Source organism: uncultured Idiomarina sp., from assembly GCF_964010655.1.
Lineage (GTDB): Bacteria > Pseudomonadota > Gammaproteobacteria > Enterobacterales > Alteromonadaceae > Idiomarina > Idiomarina baltica.
Genome location: NZ_CAXGLS010000008.1, coordinates 1 through 19,841, shown reverse-complemented (window position 1 = coordinate 19,841; position 19,841 = coordinate 1). Strand labels below are relative to the sequence as shown.

The window sequence follows — 19,841 nt, the reverse complement described above, 5'->3', positions numbered from 1 at the left end:
TTTCATGCGCCGTTTTTTTATGCTCATCCGTTTAGTGATTAAATTGGCGAACCAGGAGGCAGTGCCGCGGGCGCATAACCTGCAGGCCATTCTCCGTCGGTGAGGTAGTTGTTGAGCTGTTCAGCAAGCGCTTCGACAACACTGTGACCTTTAAGCTTATTGGTGAGCCTTACGGTCGCTTTGCGTAACGCAAGGCGAACTTCGGGGGCGACAACTTCATCCTGCATGGTGTTCACGAGCGCATTCGCGGCGGTAACTAAGACACGTTGATTAACAGGATCCTCGGGTTGTGACTGCCAATCGTTAATCAATGTGCTGAACAGTTGATTGACCACCGCAACAGGTGATGGGACGTCAGAGTTCGAAGCATGTTGTTGACTCAGACGGTTAAGTCGTTCCGGATTTAAAATCAGTGACAAGCTAAAACCAGAGGCACTTGCAGCCATGCTTACCGGATCTGGAATGAGTCCTGTGCGCCCCTCAAAGCGCTCACGGTTGTCCTCGTGGCCATAAGCGAGCGGAACGAGTAATTGCTGAATGTGCTTCGGAACGCGAACTGTGCCAGCACGTGTCGTCTCGATAAGCAGATTCAGAGCACGTTTCTGTGATGCAGGACTCACCGCGGTAAAATCGTTAGGCGAATGGTCATTGATATAGTATCGATAATTGACTCCCCCTAACCATTTAGCCGCAGCTTCAGTTTGGTAGCGATGGAGTAAGTAAATAGGAACAAATACTTCTTGCAAGTCGCTGAGCGCCGCAGTCGCGGGGAGTTGGTGTTGACCAAACTGAGCAAGTACTTGCTTACGTACATTGAGGAGTCGCTCGAGTTCAGTGACTGTATCACTGCCATTATCCCATAAATGAGCGGTAGGATGTGCGCCGCCAGTAGGGCGAGCGTCGCGGTCAGAGATAAACGTTAAGCCCAAGGATTGATTCTCTTTGAGAATTCGGTCGAGTTGCTCGCGCTCACTGGGCATGCCACCAAAATCGCTGTAACCATAGGCGATGACTTGCTTATCCCACTCGCCAATACCTGTATCATAAGCATCATTGAGACTGATTACGCCCTCGGTTGTCAGCGTAACAAGCGGGTGAGGGTAGTCCATTACAGACGCGCGATTTTCAGTGCTCGCGGCAAAATTATGGGCAATGCCGAGTGTGTGTCCGACTTCGTGGGCGCTTAATTGGCGAATACGTGCCAGTGCCATTTGCTCGATTTTTTCTTTTAGTTGTTCGCTATTTTCTTTATTGAAAGGACCTATTAGCCCTTCAGCGATTTTCATATCTTGACGCACACGTAACGAACCGAGCGTTACATGGCCTTTGATAATTTCACCTGTGCGCGGATCGATAACCGATGAACCATAAGACCAACCGCGGGTCGCACGGTGGACCCACTGAATCACATTATAACGGACATCCATAGGATCTGCGTCGGCCGGTAACATTTTCACTTGAAACGCATTTTCATAGCCGGCCGCGGCAAATGCTTGCGCCCACCATGACGCGCCCTCAAGTAAGGCAGACTTAACGGGTTCTGGCGCCCCGGGGTCAAGGTAGTATGTGATGGGCTGTTGTGCCTCACTGCTCGAAGCAATGGGATCTTTTTTGGCTAGACGGTGGCGTGGGATAACGCGCTGAACAATGGGCTCACCTAAGGGCGCTGAATAGTCGTAATAGGTTTGCGCCCAAAAGCCACTGTTGGGCGAAAATTGACGAGGGCGATAGTTATCATCCGGTAAACGAATAAACGAGTGGTGCAAATGTAAAGTGAGCGCATCAGCATTGGGTAAAATGGCATTAACGTAGTGTCCCTTGCCCTTGCCGACGAATGTCACCGTTGCCTCGAACTCGGTATTGTCCGGGAAGCTTTTAGTCCGAGCGGGATAAACAACTGAGCGGTCATTATCGATGCTGTACTGGCCTTGCCCCGTCTGTTGCAAGCGCTCACTCACACCATGAACATCGGTCATTAGAAAGGGTGTGTAATCAACGAGCACACCGCTCTCGTTTGCGGCAACCACATTAAAGCCAAACAGTGTGCTATCGGCGAATGCCTGTTGGACACTGGCGTGTTCGGCTGGATTTTTATCGTCGGCACGATATTGCGTATTTTCGGCAACCAGCAAAACCCGTTGACCTTGCACGGTAAAATGGGCAAGTTGTGTTTGTCCTAGCTGCCCTCGATCTAGGCCGACATCATTTGAACCGAGCCCCCAAGGTAAACTGGTCTGGAAGATAAATGAACCTTGGTTGCTGGGCACATACAAATAGTATTTACCGCGATTGGTATCATGATAGAAATCAAAAAAGCCCTCGGCTTTTTGCATTGATTGTGTGAACTCAGCAACACGGGGTATCGGTTCAGGCGCTGCGATTACAAGGCTGGTTTGCAGCAACGCAATACTAATCCATACAACGCGAATTAAGTTTCGCATGTTGGCTTCCTTCTTGTTGTTATAGTTGTTCAGCTATTTCTTCGAGAATTTGTGTTGTCCATTGCTCGATGCGCTCTTCAGATAAGTCGTACTGAGTGTCCTCGTCAAGTGATAATCCGACGAAGTACTGCTGATCCTCGGTGAGCGCCTTAGACGCAGCAAATTCGTAACCTTGGTTCGGCCAAAAGCCGATGCGCTTACAGTCTTTATCGGCAATGGCGTCGTGCAACATGCCGAGCGCATCCTGAAACCAATCAGTATAGCCTTGCTGGTCGCCCATGCCATAAAGAGCAACGATTTTGCCTTGTAAGTTGAGCGGCGTAATATCGTCCCAATGACTTTCCCAGTCTTCTTGAAGCTCGCCAAAGTCCCATGTCGATATACCCAAAATGAGGATATCAAACTGTTCAGCTTCTTTTAGCGGCGTGTCTTTAATATCAAATATCGAGACAATGTCTTCGCCAATGGCTTGCTGAATTTTTTCAGCGGCAATTTCGGTATAGCAGGTAGTTGAGCCATAAAACAGGCCAATTTGCAACGACATAACAACCTCGTTGGATAGTTTCGATGGGTGCATTGTAGCAAAAACCTCGTTAAAATAACGTCTCAGTAATATGAAAAAAGGTGATTAGATGTCGTTTAATGCGGTTATTGAGCAGTTAGAAAGTGTCTTCGATCAGGTTTACGTTGATGGTTCCGATGATGAGTTGTTTGCGAGCGGTTATCTCCGTGGCCATTTTGACCTAGTCGTTGCCCGCATGGAAATGAACGACGAAACGGATGCCCAAGCGATCATTCCCAACCTTAAAGCGGCGGTCGAGCAGGCAAAGCATGAACTTGCACCGGCCGACCAAACGCATGTGAATAACTTAGTTGAACAGCTCGACATCGTGGTTCGTAGCGTTTAACTCACTTAATCAGACGTTGTGGTTGCAAGCGCGATCGCGCGTCTTTTGTTAACGGAACCACACCGCCACTGAGTTGCTCGGCTAACAGCTCTGCTAAGATGGGTGCTGCGGTTAAACCGCGTGAGCCAAGTCCGCTCAACAGCATAAGACCCGTGTCTAGGGCACCGGCTGCGGGCATGTGATCGGGTGTCGTGGCTCTTATACTGACACGATGCCCTGTGACCTCAAGGTGTTGGCTCCAAGTTTGCTGAGCGCAACGCGCAAGCGAATCGCAGTTCGCTGTATCGGCCTCGACGGAAGCATTCAGGTCGGATTGGCCACGTTCAAAGGTCGCACCGATACAGTGTTCGCCATTTTGTGCCGGTACCATGTAACCCTTGTAGCAAAGCACCTTGTTCAATGCTTCTGTTTCCGCGGTCGCCCGAATAGTCGAGATCTGACCTTTTACGGGTATCATCTTCAGATTGGACTCAAAGAGTGTCGCTGAGGCGTGGCCGCATGCGATCACGACGCGCGCTGCCGAGTAACGGGCGCGAGTACCGACCAGTGTCCAGGCTAGTGTGGGGCTGTCTAAGTTACTTGGAAAAATGCGTTCAACGGTGTCGGTCATCCAGTCGGAATCCGACTCGTTGAACATGGCCCGAACCAGTTTTGATGGATTTAACCAGCCTGCATTAGGATAATATAAACTCGGTTGCTCGATGGGGAGTCGAGCAAGCGTCGAACTCTGCTCGCTGGCGAGCGCCGTGACCGTCGCGGATGAGTAATCGCACGCGGTAACCTTCTCTATCCTATCGATGCGGCTGGCATTAAATGCCGGTTGAATCACACCAGACACGAACCAATAGCGATCACGCCAAGGGGTGTAATAGCTGATTGCGGTCGAGCTGGCTTGCAAATAGAACCGAGTTAACGGTGTGAGTTCAGCGTGCAACAGCGGATAAACTGCGCCTTGCGGGTTACCCGATGCGCCGTCGGCTAAGCCCTGACTTATGACACGACAGGGGATTTGCCGTTGCTGTAAAGCGCGCGCTAAGCAAGCGCTGGCAATGCCCCCGCCGACCAAGGTAACGGGTGCACGACAGCGGCTACTTTTTATTTTCTGACCCGGGAAGTGACCACATAACATTTCGCGTTTACGACCAAAGCCTTTGACTTTATTGACCTGGAAACCGGCTTCATTAAGTCCGCGCTTGACCAAGCCCGCTGCGGTAAATGTGGCAAAAGTGGTGTCTCGATGCGCCGAATTTGCCATGGTGTTGAATAGCGCCGACTGCCACATCGCTGGATTTTTTGCCGGCGCAAAGCCGTCCAGAAACCAAGCATCGACTTGATGAGCCAGACTTGTCTGCCACTCGGCTAGGGTTTCGATAATATCGCCAATCCACAAATCCAGCACAACCCGCCCTTGGTCAAAAACTAAACGGTGACAACCCGGTTCTGTTGCGGGATATTGTTCGAGTAATGGTTCGGCCACAGCAGCGACCGCGGGTAGTGTGGCTAATGCCTGTGCTAGCTGAGACTTGGAAAGAGGGTACTTTTCAACGCTGATAAAGTGTAACCGTGTACAGGACCGAGCATGTTGACGATAGTCGAGCCATGTGAGCAAAAAGTTTAGCCCTGTCCCAAAGCCCGTTTCTGTCACAACAAAGTCATACTGAGCTGGCAAGCTGACCCAACGTTCGGGTAAACCATTGTGCTTAAGAAAAACGTATTGGCTTTCGTCAATACCGCTGTCTATAGAGAAATAGATATCATCAAATGTTTGTGAGATGGGCACGCCCGACTCGTTAAAATCGATTTTTGCATGATTTGACATGCTGAACACCATGAATTCTTGCGCAATGCTCGCTATAATAACAACTTTGCAAACAATAGTTGATGACTTTGTACTTGATGGTAAGACAACAGGCAGGGTAAAGAGAAAAAATTTTATACAAAGCAGACCACCTGTTGACCCGTTGTTCGTTACCATACAACATAAGAAAATTTTTAATTTATCGGCCCATCGCCAATACAGGAATAAGTAATGAGAAGAGCTGTGATTACCGGACTCGGTATTGTATCGAGTATCGGAACCAATCAAAAAGAAGTCCTTAAATCGCTACGTACCGGTAAGTCGGGCATAGAGCGTTCTGAATCCTTTGCCGAAATGGGGTTGCGTTGCCAAGTTTGGGGCCCAGTTCGGTTAGACGTCAAAGACCATATTGATCGTAAAGCCTTACGCTTCATGGGTGATTCAGCAGCCTATGCGTATATTGCGATGCAACAAGCGATTGAAGACGCTGGCTTAAGCGAAGAGGAAGTATCTAATCCGCGTACTGGTCTCGTAGTGGGTTCAGGCGGAGCGTCAGGTGAACATCAAGTGGCGGCTGCTGATATTCTTCGCGAGCGTGGTGTTAAGCGTGTAGGGCCCTACATGGTTCCGCGATGCATGGCATCAACCACATCCGCTTGTTTGGCAACGCCATTTAAGATTAAAGGCATTAATTACTCAATTAGTTCTGCGTGTGCAACATCGGCACACTGCATTGGTCATGCGTTGGAACTAATTCAATTTGGCAAGCAAGATCGCGTATTTGCTGGCGGTGGTGAAGAGTTGCACTGGACGCTCGGTATGGAATTTGACGCGATGGGCGCTCTAAGCACCAAATACAATGATACGCCAGAAAAAGCATCGCGTACCTATGACCGCGATCGTGATGGCTTTGTCCCTGCAGGTGGCGGCGGCATTTTGGTCATTGAAGAACTTGAGGCTGCGAAGGCTCGCGGTGCAACAATCTATGCCGAGATCGTTGGCTATGGTGCGACATCTGATGGCTACGATATGGTAGCGCCGTCGGGTGAAGGCGCAATTCGCTGCATGAAGATGGCGATGGAAACCGTTGACACGCCAATCGACTACTTAAACACGCACGGTACCAGTACGCCTGTGGGTGATGTTAAGGAATTAGAGGCGATTCGTGAGGTGTTCCCGGAGAAGACGCCATTTATTAGCGCAACTAAAGCAATGACAGGTCACGCGTTAGGGGCCGCAGGTGTACACGAGGCAATCTACTCGTTATTGATGATGAAAAATGGCTTTGTGACGCCGAGCATCAATATTGATAACTTAGATGAGGCTGCTGAGGGTATGAACATCGTGCGCGAACCTACGGAAGCTAAGTTACGCACTGTGATGTCTAACAGCTTTGGTTTTGGTGGCACCAATGCATCATTGGTACTGCGCGAATATCAAGACTAAGTTATTTTGAATCGGTCTAAACGTATTCACATCGTTGCCGACCAGAATATTCCTGCGTTGCCTGAGTTATTAGGCAACGTAGGTCACCTCTCATCTTATGTTGGCCGAACGCCCCCTCCCGAGCTACTCGAAACGGCCGACGCGTTGTTAGTTCGGTCAATTACGCAAGTCGACGCGGCGTTATTAAAGCAAGCGCCACAACTAAAATTTGTTGCGACGGCAACCATCGGTAAAGAACATTTAGCGATTGATGCGCTTGATGCGCGTGCGATTCAGTGGGCCAATGCACCGGGTTGCAATGCAGACTCAGTCGGTGAGTATGTGCTTACGGCGGTGCTTAAGGTACTGCAACAGCAACACCGGCTCGACGAGGTATTCGATTTAGACGTCGCTATTGTCGGAGCGGGCCATACCGGCACGGCTGCCGGTCAACGCTTAGCGGCGTTGGGCATGAACGTGCATTACTATGATCCGCCGCTCGCAGAACAAGGTGATAGCCGAGCTCATTCACATTGGCAGCGGGTGCTAACTTCGGACATTATTAGTTTACACGTGCCGTTAACGCGTAAGGGGTTGTACCCAACGCATCATCTCATTGATATTGAAGCGCTGCAGTCATTGCACTCTGGTCAACTACTCATTAATGCGTGTCGAGGTGCCGTGATCGATAACCATGCGGTCATTGCGCGATGCGAGCAAGGCGAATGCCCGACATTGGTGTTTGATGTATTTGAGGGTGAGCCTGAGGTTAACAAGGCTATTTTACCTTACCTTGCCATTGCGACGCCGCATATTGCTGGGCATAGTTTAGAAGGCAAAGTCGGTGGCGCATATCAAGTCGCTACTGCCTTATGCAAACACTTTGATATTCCCTTGCCGGTCAAATTAGCCGATGTTCTACCCGAGGTTAATTGGCGGACTTTAGGTGCCGTCAGTATTCAACGACTCCCTGACTTAGCCAAACTCGTTTTGGCACTGTACCCTATCGATGAAGATGATCGCATGATGCGTAGCCACGGGCTGACAGCATCGGGTTTTGATCAACTACGCAAGAATTATCGTAAAGATAATCCTCGTCGACAACTCAACAATCAAAGTATTGCATGTCATAATGCAGCACAGGTTATTCGATTCAAGCAGCTTGGTTTTAATGCATACCAAGTTTGTTAGGCTTTAGGAGTGATTATGGCAGAAGGTTTTCGTGTCGCGGTATTGGGTGCGACAGGGCTTGTTGGTCAGCAAATGATCGAGATTTTACAGCAACGTGACTTTCCCGTTGCGCAATTGTATCCGTTAGCCAGCGCGCGTTCGGTAGGTGCGACGGTAAGCTTTAAAGGGGAAGATGTCGAAGTCATTGATGCGGAGACTTTCGACTGGAGCGAAGCTGATATCGGCTTTTTCTCTGCCGGTGGTGAGATTTCAAAAGTATTTGCTCCAAAGGCTGCTGAGGCCGGTTGTGTGGTTATTGATAATACCTCCGAGTTTCGTTATCAACCGGATATTCCTCTGGTTGTGCCTGAGGTTAATGGTTGGGCGCTAGCAGACTTTAGAAACCGTAACATTATTGCCAACCCTAATTGCTCAACCATTCAAATGATGGTTGCGTTAAAGCCATTGCATGATGCGGTCGGTATAGAACGGATTAATGTCGCTACGTATCAGTCTGTTTCAGGCGCGGGAAAAGAGGCGATGGAAGAGTTGGCTAAGCAGACGGCCGAGCTATTGAACGCCAAGGAGCCAACCGTTAGCCAGTTTAGCCGTCAGATCGCCTTTAACTGCATTCCGCAAATTGATGTTTTTCAGGATAATGACTACACCAAAGAAGAAATGAAAATGGTGTGGGAAACACAAAAAATACTTAACGACCAGAGCATTCGAGTGAACCCAACGGCGGTTCGCGTACCTGTTTTCTTTGGGCATGCTGAAGCCATCCATATCGAGACACGACAACCGATAACCGCTGAGTACGCTAAAGACTTGTTACGTGAAGCGCCGGGTGTCACGTTGTGTGAAGACCGCCAAGATTTTCCGACTCAGGTTGGCGATGCCGCGGGTAAGGATGATGTTTTTGTAGGGCGTATTCGAGAAGATATTAGTCATCCGCAAGGTCTAAATTTGTGGGTTGTTTCAGATAATATCCGTAAGGGCGCTGCAACTAACTCGATCCAAATCGCGGAGTTGTTGATTAAAGAATACTGGTAATAACGAAGTGGCTTAAAATAAAGTTTTTATGTTTATAGCCGTTAAATATTATAGGAAATCGTGGGCAAGAGAACGAACATGAGTGATTCCCAATCAAATCACAATAAAGGGATTAAGCAGTTGATAAAACACTTAACAATGAGTGTCGTTACATCAGTAGCGATGGCTGTATTCTTATGCATTCCACTTTCTGCCCACGCGTTTTACCAGGACGGAACGATTATCAAGGGGCCGAAAGGTGCCGAGGCATCCGATGTGCGTTCTGGCGAAGAGCGTTATGGCCCGATTAAGTCGTCTGATACGCTGTGGTCTATCGCATCACGCTATCGGCCGCACTCGAGTGTGACGGTCTACCAAACGATGGCGGCTATTGTTCAAGCAAATCCACGCGCGTTCGTGGATGGCAACATGAATCGAATGCTTGATGGTTTTTACTTGCGTATACCCAGCTTGCAAGAAATTAAGATGATTAACCCAGAGGCTGCACGGCGACAGGTCTTGGCCGATGAGTCTTTACAGGATAAACAGCAGCAACTCGCTGCAATTGAGCAGCAGGCAAAGCAAACACGAACTGAGCAGCAGCAGTTATTAGAGCAAGCCAAAGCGCGCGCCGAAGAAGCCATTCAACAAGTGGAATCACGTCAGCAGTCCAACTTTGCTGAGTTACAGTCGCAAGTCAATGATTCAATGAACGCGGTTAAAAAGGTCTATGCGGAAAATGAGTCAATTCAGAAGCGGCTCGATGATTTAGCCGACCGAATCGCCACTATCTCCGAGCAGCTAAAAGAGTCTGATGATCTAGAGGGCCAGTTCAATCAGCTATTAGAGCAACAAAGAGCCCTCATTAATCAACAGCAGCAACAACAAAGTGCGGATGGACTGTCGTGGTTGCAAAGTCCGCTTAATATCGCTTTGTTATCGATTTTACCTGCACTGCTCATTTTAGGATTAATTTATTGGTTTTTCTTCCGTCGCAATAAGACGGTCGCTGAGTCGAGCCAGACTGGTGCGTCAGAGCAAGAGCTTACTGAAGAGCAAGCGGCTGAGCAACTTGACCGTGAGTTAATGGGTGGCGCCTCAACTCACGCTGATGATGGTCTATTCGATTTTGATGGTAATACGGCACTTGATGATGAAGAAGAAGAGGGTAACGATTTAAGTGACCTAGAAGCCGAATTAGAAAACTCGCCTGTTGATCAAGACGATGATTTTAGTATTCAGCTTGATGGTGATGATGATGAAGAAGACCCGTTGTTCCCTAACAATAACGGTGATAGCGAAGGTAGTGATGTTGATGATATCGATCAACATGTACTTCCCGAAGAAGATGATGAGTCGTTGGTGGCGGAACCGGATACTGACAAGACTGAGCCTGAAGACAGCGATGAATCCTCTGAATTGTCTCAAGATGAACTGGACAAGCTATTTGGCGAAGCCGAAGATGACGAAGTGCCAGCACTGGATCTCGATCTGGATGAGCAAGCAAATGAGGGTGCAAACGAGAGCGAGGATGCAGACGTTACAGGTGAAGACCAGGAAAGTAACGAATCGGCTGAACAGCCAAGTGCGGAGAGTGAAGACTCCAATGACGAATTAGTCAGTGATGATATTTTTGATGAAGAAGCGGCCGCTGAAGCATCGAAAGACGAACCGGAACAAGAGCCAGAGCCAGAAGCAGAACCAGAGCAAGAAGCAGAAGAAACGCTGGATCAAGAGTCAGAAGCGGACGCGCAACAGACACCTTCATCAGATGATTCCGCCGAAGATACCGAGTTTGATGATGGGGAGCATGATAACCCGTTGGATGATGCGCTGGCGCAACTGGGAATAGAGACTGACGAAGTCGACGAAGAAGAGCCGTCCGATGAAGTGTCTGATGAACAGTTGGACGACCTGTTAAATGAAGCTGCTGAAGTGGAAAGTTCGCTGACCGAGCTGACAAAAGACAGTGATACTGAGGCCGATAAGGAAACAGAGCACGTATCAACGGACCAAGCGGGGAACGCTGACACGTCGTCCTCGGTAGATGAGTACGTGGATATAGACGAGTTGATGGAACAGGCCGATAGCGAAGAGGAGACCGACAACTATACGTCGGATAACGTCGGTCGTGTGCTGGGTGACGAAGAAAGCGAGAGTTCGCCGCAGGATGAGTTGGATACTGCGGATGAGGAGCGACTCGGTCAGCTTGATCTTGCTCGTGCGTACCTCGATATGGATGAGAAGGAAGATGCCGAGGACATTTTGGTCACTTTATCTGAAGGCGAGGATGAGGTTGCCGAAGAAGCACGCGTCTTATTGCAACGTTTGCAGTCGGAATAATTGAATTCGTAAGGGAGTTGTATGCGAATTGCGTTAGGGCTTGAGTATGATGGTCGAGCTTACTATGGTTGGCAACGCCAGCGTGAAGTGGACTCAGTTCAACAAAGGCTGGAAAACGCCTTAAGTAAGGTCGCCGATCAGGCGGTAGAAACCGTGTGTGCCGGCAGAACCGATGCGGGCGTTCATGCAACCAACCAGGTCGTGCATTTTGATGTCTCTACGCCACGACGCGCAGCCGCCTGGACCTTAGGGGTTAATAGCCATCTACCACCTGATATCGCAGTGCGCTGGGCACAACCGGTTGATGATAGTTTTAGCGCACGGTTTAGTGCGACTGCGCGTCGCTATCGTTACATCATTGCTAACCACGCTCTAAGACCGGGTATTCATAGTCACGGCGTCAGTCACTATCATCACCCACTCGATGTTGATGCGATGCAGGCGGCGACTCCGGCTTTATTAGGGGAACATGATTTTAGTGCTTTTCGCGCGGCGCAATGCCAATCGCACTCTGCCCATCGTGAGATAACCCACCTCAATGTTCATCGCCGTGGCGATTTTATTATTGTCGATATCAAAGCCAACGCTTTCTTGCATCATATGGTGCGTAATATTGTTGGTAGCCTCATTGTTATCGGTCGCCATCAGCAAGATCCCAGTTGGCTCGGCGAGCTGTTAGCAGGAAAAGACCGCACCAAAGCAGCGGCGACCGCCAAGCCAGGCGGTTTGTACTTAGTCGAAGTGGATTACCCGAAAGACTGGCAACTACCTAAAGCTGAACCGGGTCCGCTTTGGTTTACAGAGTGATAAAAAACCGCGACTGTTACGACCTCTTTGCTTGACCCATTTGTGCTACCATGTAATCTAATCAAAATTTTTTATTAAAGCTGAGTAAGCGGACCATTATGAGCTGGATTGAACGTATTCTTGCTAAACCTAAAGTCAACAAACGTCGCAATGTTCCAGAAGGCGTTTGGAGCAAATGTGCTGCGTGTGATGCCATTTTGTATCGTAACGATTTAGACCGTAGTTTAAATGTTTGTCCTAAATGTGGGCACCACATGCGTTTGACAGGCCGCGAACGATTACGCATTTTTTTAGATGAGACTGGCGTCTCAGAAATTGCTGCGGATTTGGAACCTAAAGATATCCTTAAGTTTAAGGATTCGAAGAAGTACAAAGATAGAATTGCCGCAGCTCAAAAAAGCAGTGGCGAAAAAGATGCCTTGATTGCACAGCGTGGAACGGTATTAGGCGTTCCCGTGGTCGCTGTAGCCTTTGATTTTAACTTTATGGGTGGCTCGATGGCATCCGTAGTCGGCGCTAAGTTCGTGCAAGCTGCTGAGCTTTGTTTGGAACATAACCTACCACTGGTGTGCTTCTCAGCATCTGGCGGAGCGCGTATGCAAGAGGCTTTGATGTCGTTGATGCAAATGGCGAAAACCTCTGCCGCGTTGGCTAAGATGAGCGAAGCGGGTCTGCCCTATATCTCGATTTTAACCGATCCGACGATGGGTGGTGTGAGTGCGAGTTTGGCGATGTTGGGTGACATCCACATTGCTGAACCTAAGGCATTGATAGGCTTTGCAGGGCCTCGTGTTATCGAACAGACGGTACGCCAAACCTTACCGGAAGGTTTTCAGCGTGCTGAGTTTCTACTAGAACATGGCGCGATCGATATGATTGTTGATCGTCGCGAGATGCGCTCAACTGTGGCACGTCTGTTAGCTAAATTCCAAAATCTAGAAAGCCCGGCACAAAGTGAAATGGAAGCCGCTGACTTGTGATGAACGAGCAAATAATGACGCCGACAGCGACTAGCTCGCTGTCGGATTGGCTGACTTACCTTGAACGAATCCATCCTACAGAAATTGACCTTGGGTTAGAACGCTCGCATCAAGTGCGTGAGCGCGCTGCAATTACTCAGCCCGCTCGTTTCACTATTACTGTCGCGGGTACTAACGGCAAAGGCAGCAGCGTGGCGATGTTGTCGTCAATACTTCAACAAGCGGGCTACAAAGTCGGTGTGTATACATCACCGCATTTAGTGGATTACCGAGAGCGCGTACAAATCAACGGTGCCCTGTTATCTGAAGCCGAGCATTCTGCGGCCTTTGCAGCTATCAACGACGCCCGTCAAGACACCTCATTAACCTATTTTGAAATGGGAACGCTCGCTGCATTGTGGTTAATGCAACGCGCTGAACTCGATGTCGCTATTTTGGAGGTCGGTTTAGGTGGTCGGTTGGATGCTGTGAATGTGGTTGATCCTGATGTCGCAATAGTCACCAGTATTGGTATTGATCATGTTCAATTTCTTGGTGATAACCGTGAAAAAATAGGCTTTGAAAAGGCTGGGATTGCGCGTCGAAACCGTCCGCTCATCTGCGGCGACAGCTACCCACCGAAGAGTATTGCTGCCCAGGCTTCATCAATCGGTGCCGATCTTAAACAAGTGGGACGTGATTTTTCAAGTAAACGGTATGACGACTATTGGCATTATTACGGGCTTAACGTTAACTTGTTTAATTTACCGTCGCCTCAGCTTCCATTAGTGAATGCTGTGACCACATTAGCGGCGCTTGAATGCCTCCCATTGGCGGTCAGCGAAGATGCCATAAAGGCAGGATTGGTAAAGGCATCATTGATGGGGCGTATGCAGCGACTGTACTACCAGCAGGTGGAGGTATTACTAGATGTCGCGCATAACGGTCATGCGGCACAGTATGTTGCCCAGCAACTAAAGCGCATGCCACATCAAGAAATTATCGCGGTAGTGGGTATGCTGAAAGATAAAGATGCCAACGCCGTGTTTGAAGCATTAAGCCCCCACATTACTGAATGGGCGCTAGGCACCTTACATGAACCGCGCGGTAATACAGCTGAACAACTGGCTGCTTGTGAAGCGCTCAATAGTGCACAGGCCAGTTGTTTTGATAGTGTCGAAGCTGCTTTTGATTTTGCTGTAGAGCGGGCACAACAAAAAAACGCTCTGGTGTTCGCGTTTGGCTCGTTTTACACTGTAGGTCACATTTACGCACAAATTAATTCGGGTAACGAATAGGAGTTCAATGTGGCAAGTCGGTTGCAAAACAGAATTGTTGGCTCCCTTATACTGGTTGCACTCGCGGTTATCATCTTACCGGATGTTCTGGATGGTAAAAAAACGGAAGCGGTTGAAGACTTCGAAACGATCCCCCTGAAACCCGAACAGAGTGCTTCGCTGCAGGCACCGACCGAGTTTGAGCCAGCCCCGGTGGAAGTCGCTGCCGAGCAAAGTGATGAGGTCACCGCCGATGAAGCACCAACGATGGATGCACAAAAGCAAGTGCAAGCACCGGAGCGGGAAATGAAGTCGGTGACCGTGACGGGCGAGGCTTTCGTTATTCAATTGGGTGCCTTTAGCAATCGTGACAGTGTGTTGGCTTTGCAAAAGCAATTGCAAGAGAAGGGTTTTGCGGTATTTATTGAGTCAGGTGGAAGCCAAGGACAGCTAACTAAGTTAATGGTCGGTCCGGATACTTCAAAGCACGCATTAGAACAACAGCTAGCGGCGCTCAAAGAGCTCACGGGGCTGCAGGGCAAAGTATTAAACTATAAACCGTAAAGAAATAAAAAAAGCCGCATTTTTTATTGGATTCTGTTAAAATCTGCTCACTTTTTCAGTGCGACTGAGTGCTTATGCTCTGGATAGATTACGCAATCATTATCATCATCACCATTTCTACCTTGGTGAGTTTGATTCGAGGCTTCGTCAAAGAAGCGGTATCACTCGTAATATGGGTAGCCGCTTTTGTTATCTCGAGTCAGTTCTACAAAGATCTAGCCGTATATTTTACTGAAATCCAAGATCCGCTTGTCCGAAATGCGGCTGCTATCGCTGCGTTGTTTGTTGCCACGTTGATTATCGGCGCCATTCTCAACTATATCCTCTCGAAACTTGTTCAGCACACGGGCCTCTCCGGGACCGACCGTGTACTTGGATTAGTGTTTGGTGCGCTGCGTGGTGTGCTTATCGTGAGCGCTTTGCTGTTCTTTATGGACTCGTTTACCACCCTGTCAAACAGCGAGTGGTGGCGGGAGTCAGTATTGATACCGCATTTCGGTGTATTTATTCAGTGGTTTTTTGAATATCTAGAAAGCAGTTCAAGTTTTTTAGTCCCGCAATCAGTTTAAGAGGGTCGTAAAGTTATGTGTGGTATTGTTGGTATCGTCGGCAAGCAGCCGGTTAATCAAGCGCTGTATGACGGCTTAACCATGCTCCAACATCGTGGACAGGATGCTGCCGGCATCATGACGGTGGATGAGTACAATACGTTGCGCTTACGCAAAGCCAATGGCTTGGTGCGTGATGTATTTCATACGCGTCATATGCATCGCCTTGCCGGAAACATCGGTATTGGTCACGTACGCTATCCTACGGCGGGCAGTTCAAGTTCAGCTGAGGCTCAGCCATTTTATGTCAATTCGCCGTTTGGCATTGCGATGGCGCACAACGGGAACCTAACGAACGCAGCCGATGTTCATGCACATCTGTTCAAAACCGCGCGTCGTCATATTAATACCACCTCCGATTCGGAAATATTACTGAACGTTTTCGCTAATGAACTGGACAAAAATGACAGCTTAGAACTTAACGCTGATGATGTGTTTAGAACCATCACAGCGGTGCATCGTAAGGTACGCGGTGCTTATGCTGTGGTGTCAATGATTCTTGGTCATGGTTTGGTTGCATTCCGTGACCCGTGGGGCATCCGTCCGCTTGCGCTCGGAAAGCGTGAGACGGCTGAAGGCGATGAATATATTGTTGCTTCGGAAAGCGTGGCGATCGATGGTACGGGTTTTAAGTACGTGCGCGACGTAGAGCCAGGTGAGGCGATTTATATCACCAACGATGGGCAACTGTTTTCGCGTCAATGTGCAGACAAGCCGAAGCACTGTCCTTGTATTTTTGAGTATGTCTATTTTGCACGGCCTGACTCGTTTATTGATGGTATTTCCGTGTATGCATCACGCGTCAACATGGGGCGTAAGTTGGGTGAGAAGCTCAAACGCGATTATGCCGACTTGGATATCGATGTGGTCATTCCAATCCCCGAGACGAGTTGTGATATCGCACTTGAAATTGCGAGCGTGCTGGATCTTCCGTATCGCCAAGGCTTTGTTAAAAACCGCTATATTGGCCGTACCTTTATCATGCCGGGACAAACGCAGCGCCGTAAGTCAGTGCGCCGTAAGTTGAACGCCATTAGCGCGGAATTCAAAGGCAAGAACGTGTTATTGGTCGATGACTCGATAGTTCGCGGAACGACCTCTGAGCAGATTATTGAAATGGCACGAGAAGCAGGGGCTAAGCGAGTCTATTTTGCTTCGGCTGCACCTGAAATTCGTTTCCCTAACGTTTATGGTATCGATATGCCAAGTGCCAACGAGCTCATTGGTCATGGTCGCGAAAGTAGCGAAATATGCGACATGATTGGCGCCGATGGACTCATTTATCAAGATTTAGACGATCTTGTAGGCGCGGTCGGTGAAGAGAATCCGAATGTTCAGCGCTTTGAAACGTCAGTATTTAGTGGTGAGTATATTACTGGGGATATTAATCAGGATTATCTCGACGAACTTGATGCCGCGCGCAATGATATGGCAAAAGCGCAACGCGATGGCGGCGAAGATGCTAATTTAGAACTGCATAACGACAATGATTAATGTCGTTATCAAATGACAAGGGGCGCTTAAAGCGCCCCTTTTTTATACTATTTTGAACTTAGTCCTGCTGGAAAGGATAAACTGAACCGAGCTTCAAAATTTGCGTTAATTCATCAAGCGCTGAACGTGATTCTTCGAGTAGCGCAGGGTCACGTAGGTCGTCAACGGCAAGCTTTTCGCGATAGTGTTTATCGACCCACTGAGTTAAGCGTTGATACAAGTCATCGCTCATCAAACAGTTTGGGTTAGCGGCTTTAAGCTCTTCGTCGTTAAGCGCTACGCGTAAACGCAAACACGCGGGACCGCCGCCATTTCGCATACTTTGTTTAACGTCAAAGAACTCAACGCGCTTGATAGGATTATCGCGCTGCACCAATGACTCAAGGTAGGCTTTTACACGAGGGTTCTCTTCACACTCAGTCGGTGCAATGAGAGTCATGATGCCATCTGGTGGAGTAATTAGCTGGGTATTAAACAAATAGGTTGATACCGCGTCCTGTACGCTCACCTCATCGGTTTTAACTTCGATAAAGTGCACTGGGGTATCACCAAACTTTTGTTGAATTTCAGCGAATTTCTGTTCGGTATCACGGAATGCCTGTTCGTGGTAGAACAATACGTTTTGATTACCTACTGCAATAACGTCGTTATGAAACACGCCTTGGTCGATAACATCGGGGTTTTGCTGCAGATAAACGGTGTTATCGTCAGTAAGACCATGCAAGCGAGCGATGGCTTGAGATGCTTCCAAAGTTTGTCGTGCAGGGAACTTCCGCGGTGCAGGTTGTGTACTATCAAATGCACAACGGCCGTAAGTAAAGATCTCAACACCGGCATGACCGTATTGTTCACATAAACGCGTGTGGTTTGCTGCGCCTTCGTCGCCAAAGTGCTCGTTATCAGGCAGGTGAGTGTGGTGCTCGAAATAACGTTCATGCGCAAACATGGCTTTAAGAATATTGCCACTGGTCACAGGCTCGAGTGAGCGGTGAAACTTATTCGTTAAGTTAGCCGGTGTAAAATGCACTTTGCCATTTGCCGTATCGGCGCTGGGTGATACAGTCGCCGCGTTGGCGGTCCACATGCTTGATGCTGAGCACACGGCTTGGAAAATAGCTGGCGCTTCGGTTGCCGCTTTATATAATACTTCGCCATCGGTGCCGGTGAAGCCGAGGCGTCGCAACGCATAAATATCTGGACGTTCTTGTGGCGCCAAAACGCCTTGCTTCATGCCCATGTCGTGCAGCGCTTTCATCTTCATTAACCCTTGTAGGGCGGCGCTTTTAGGGCTAGAGGTAGCCTTTGCGTTGGCTAACGAGGCAACGTTGCCGAATGACAAACCAGCGTAATTGTGAGTCGGACCGACAAGGCCGTCATAATTCACTTCAAAGTGTTGCATAGTCACGTATTCGCGCTCCTTTCGGGGGGCTACTGTTTAGCCTGATATGATCGAATTAGAATTATTATACGTTGTTAATAACGGCTTGTAAGCCTTTATTTTCGTGGGCTTACCGAAAATTCGCCGAGTCTGACTGTTTATCTAAATTGTGCGAATTTTTATCAAATACACAGGTTATGGTTGTTTCTTAAGAAAATAACCGATATATCTTAAAAAAGGCAGAATCATCGGGTTGCCACTTGTATTTTTGTGGTTATGAACCTATATCGTCTGACAGTTAAAGAAAAGAGAAGCTAAACTCTATGGCGAAATCGCTCGTTATTGTCGAGTCCCCGGCAAAAGCCAAAACAATTAATAAATACCTGGGTAACGATTTTATCGTGAAGTCCAGTGTAGGGCACGTGCGCGACCTTCCTACCAAGGCGGTAGAAAAGGTACCCAGTAAATCGGCGGCCGAAGTCCGCAAAATGTCGCCGGAGGATAAGGCGGCTTACCAACAGCAACGTGATTTTAAACGTTTGGTAGCGCGGATGGGAATCGACCCTGAGCATGACTGGGATGCGCACTACGAGGTATTACCCGGTAAGGAAAAAGTAGTCAAGGAACTTACCCAACTGGCGAAAAAGTCAGATAAAGTTATTCTCGCGACGGATTTGGACCGCGAGGGGGAAGCTATCGCGTGGCATTTACGCGAACTGATGGGGGGGGACAACGACCGTTATCAACGGGTGGTCTTTAACGAAATCACCAAAAATGCGATCCAAGATGCTTTCTCGCATCCAGCCCAGCTCAATTTGGATCGCGTTAACGCACAACAAACGCGTCGATTCTTAGACCGTGTTGTGGGCTTCATGGTATCGCCTCTGTTATGGAAGAAAATTGCCCGCGGGCTATCCGCCGGTCGTGTGCAGTCGGTCGCTGTCCGCTTGGTAGTCGAACGCGAACGAGAGATTAAAGCGTTTGTTCCGGAAGAGTACTGGGACGTACACGCTGATTTAGCGACACAAGCCAAAGATGACTTGCGTATGCAGGTTGTGAAGCAAGCCGGTGAAAACTTCAGGCCGGCGAACAAAGAACAGACCGATGCGGCATTGGCACAGTTAAAAGATGCCGACTATGAAATTATTTCTCGTGAAGACAAGCCAACGTCGAGCAAGCCATCGGCGCCGTTTATCACGTCGACGCTGCAGCAGTCAGCCAGTACGCGTTTAGGTTTTGGTGTGAAGAAAACCATGACTCTAGCACAGCGCTTGTATGAAGCGGGTCACATTACCTACATGCGTACCGACTCAACCAATTTGAGTGCTGATGCAGTCAGCGCGTGTCGTGATTACATTGAGCAGAGCTTCGGAGCTAATTATCTGCCCAAACAACCTAATCGTTACGGTTCCAAAGAGGGCGCACAAGAAGCGCACGAAGCGATTCGTCCGTCGGATGTGAACGTTAAGGCTGATAAATTGGGAAGCATGGATCGTGATGCGCAACGGCTGTATGAGTTGATTTGGCGTCAGTTCGTTGCTTGTCAAATGGTGCCAGCAAAATACGACAGTACAACACTAACCGCACAGGCGGGCGACTTCGAACTCAAAGCGCGCGGTCGTGTGATGCGTTTCGCG

Annotated in this window: 16 protein-coding genes; 12 read left to right on the top strand and 4 right to left on the bottom strand. The window is 48.8% G+C overall.

The genetic code is table 11. The features are described from left to right. Nucleotides 1–38 precede the first annotated feature (38 nt). A complete protein-coding gene (locus ABNS04_RS03730) occupies nucleotides 39–2,441 on the bottom strand; it encodes a zinc-dependent metalloprotease (protein ID WP_272977281.1) in 2,403 nt (800 codons plus the stop codon). A gap of 19 nt (nucleotides 2,442–2,460) precedes the next feature. Continuing rightward, on the bottom strand, nucleotides 2,461–2,985 hold the full coding sequence (fldB, locus tag ABNS04_RS03725) for a flavodoxin FldB (protein ID WP_207328202.1): 525 nt from the start codon (nucleotides 2,983–2,985) through the stop codon (nucleotides 2,461–2,463). A gap of 88 nt (nucleotides 2,986–3,073) precedes the next feature. Between fldB and ABNS04_RS03720 the strand changes: the two genes are divergently transcribed. Further along, nucleotides 3,074–3,349: a YfcL family protein gene (locus tag ABNS04_RS03720; protein WP_006955107.1), complete on the top strand. Its 276-nt coding sequence runs from the start codon at nucleotides 3,074–3,076 to the stop codon at nucleotides 3,347–3,349. 1 nt (nucleotide 3,350) lies between these two features. On the opposite strand, the gene mnmC is transcribed toward ABNS04_RS03720, so the two are convergent. Further along, nucleotides 3,351–5,168: a bifunctional tRNA (5-methylaminomethyl-2-thiouridine)(34)-methyltransferase MnmD/FAD-dependent 5-carboxymethylaminomethyl-2-thiouridine(34) oxidoreductase MnmC gene (mnmC, locus tag ABNS04_RS03715; RefSeq protein ID WP_272977280.1), complete on the bottom strand. Its 1,818-nt coding sequence runs from the start codon at nucleotides 5,166–5,168 to the stop codon at nucleotides 3,351–3,353. Between the two features lie 210 nt (nucleotides 5,169–5,378). Here mnmC and fabB point away from each other — a divergent pair, with 210 nt between their 5' ends. The 10 genes from fabB to purF all read left to right on the top strand — a co-directional run bounded on the left by fabB (nucleotide 5,379) and on the right by purF (nucleotide 16,826). Next, a complete protein-coding gene (gene fabB / locus ABNS04_RS03710) occupies nucleotides 5,379–6,593 on the top strand; it encodes a beta-ketoacyl-ACP synthase I (RefSeq protein WP_272977279.1) in 1,215 nt (404 codons plus the stop codon). 24 nt (nucleotides 6,594–6,617) lie between these two features. Continuing rightward, nucleotides 6,618–7,763: a 4-phosphoerythronate dehydrogenase gene (locus tag ABNS04_RS03705; RefSeq protein WP_337877728.1), complete on the top strand. Its 1,146-nt coding sequence runs from the start codon at nucleotides 6,618–6,620 to the stop codon at nucleotides 7,761–7,763. A gap of 15 nt (nucleotides 7,764–7,778) precedes the next feature. Beyond that, on the top strand, nucleotides 7,779–8,795 hold the full coding sequence (locus ABNS04_RS03700) for an aspartate-semialdehyde dehydrogenase (RefSeq protein WP_006955131.1): 1,017 nt from the start codon (nucleotides 7,779–7,781) through the stop codon (nucleotides 8,793–8,795). 78 nt (nucleotides 8,796–8,873) lie between these two features. Then, a complete protein-coding gene (locus ABNS04_RS03695) occupies nucleotides 8,874–11,117 on the top strand; it encodes a FimV/HubP family polar landmark protein (protein ID WP_348671191.1) in 2,244 nt (747 codons plus the stop codon). A 21-nt stretch (nucleotides 11,118–11,138) separates the two neighbouring features. Further along, complete coding sequence (gene truA / locus ABNS04_RS03690) at nucleotides 11,139–11,924, top strand: tRNA pseudouridine(38-40) synthase TruA (RefSeq protein WP_272978107.1); 786 nt, start codon at nucleotides 11,139–11,141, stop codon at nucleotides 11,922–11,924. A gap of 98 nt (nucleotides 11,925–12,022) precedes the next feature. Then, nucleotides 12,023–12,904 carry an acetyl-CoA carboxylase, carboxyltransferase subunit beta gene (gene accD / locus ABNS04_RS03685; RefSeq protein ID WP_006955128.1) on the top strand — a complete coding sequence of 294 codons (882 nt, stop codon included), beginning with the start codon at nucleotides 12,023–12,025 and terminating at the stop codon, nucleotides 12,902–12,904. Between the two features lie 14 nt (nucleotides 12,905–12,918). Further along, nucleotides 12,919–14,181, top strand: a complete 1,263-nt coding sequence (folC, locus tag ABNS04_RS03680; protein WP_272978106.1) for a bifunctional tetrahydrofolate synthase/dihydrofolate synthase — start codon at nucleotides 12,919–12,921, stop codon at nucleotides 14,179–14,181. 9 nt (nucleotides 14,182–14,190) lie between these two features. After that, the gene (locus tag ABNS04_RS03675) at nucleotides 14,191–14,724 is read left to right on the top strand and encodes an SPOR domain-containing protein (RefSeq protein WP_272978105.1); all 534 of its coding nucleotides are present in this window, start codon (nucleotides 14,191–14,193) and stop codon (nucleotides 14,722–14,724) included. A gap of 74 nt (nucleotides 14,725–14,798) precedes the next feature. After that, nucleotides 14,799–15,293: a CvpA family protein gene (locus tag ABNS04_RS03670; protein ID WP_272978104.1), complete on the top strand. Its 495-nt coding sequence runs from the start codon at nucleotides 14,799–14,801 to the stop codon at nucleotides 15,291–15,293. Between the two features lie 15 nt (nucleotides 15,294–15,308). Continuing rightward, nucleotides 15,309–16,826 carry an amidophosphoribosyltransferase gene (purF, locus tag ABNS04_RS03665; protein WP_272978103.1) on the top strand — a complete coding sequence of 506 codons (1,518 nt, stop codon included), beginning with the start codon at nucleotides 15,309–15,311 and terminating at the stop codon, nucleotides 16,824–16,826. Nucleotides 16,827–16,884: 58 nt separating this feature from the next. Here the strand turns inward: purF and astB are convergent, their stop codons facing one another. Next, nucleotides 16,885–18,225, bottom strand: coding sequence for an N-succinylarginine dihydrolase (gene astB / locus ABNS04_RS03660; RefSeq protein ID WP_272978109.1), 1,341 nt, complete (start codon nucleotides 18,223–18,225; stop codon nucleotides 16,885–16,887). A gap of 302 nt (nucleotides 18,226–18,527) precedes the next feature. Between astB and topA the strand changes: the two genes are divergently transcribed. Next, nucleotides 18,528–19,841 (top strand): type I DNA topoisomerase (gene topA / locus ABNS04_RS03655; protein WP_348671190.1); only part of this gene is annotated, 1,314 nt, incomplete at its 3' end.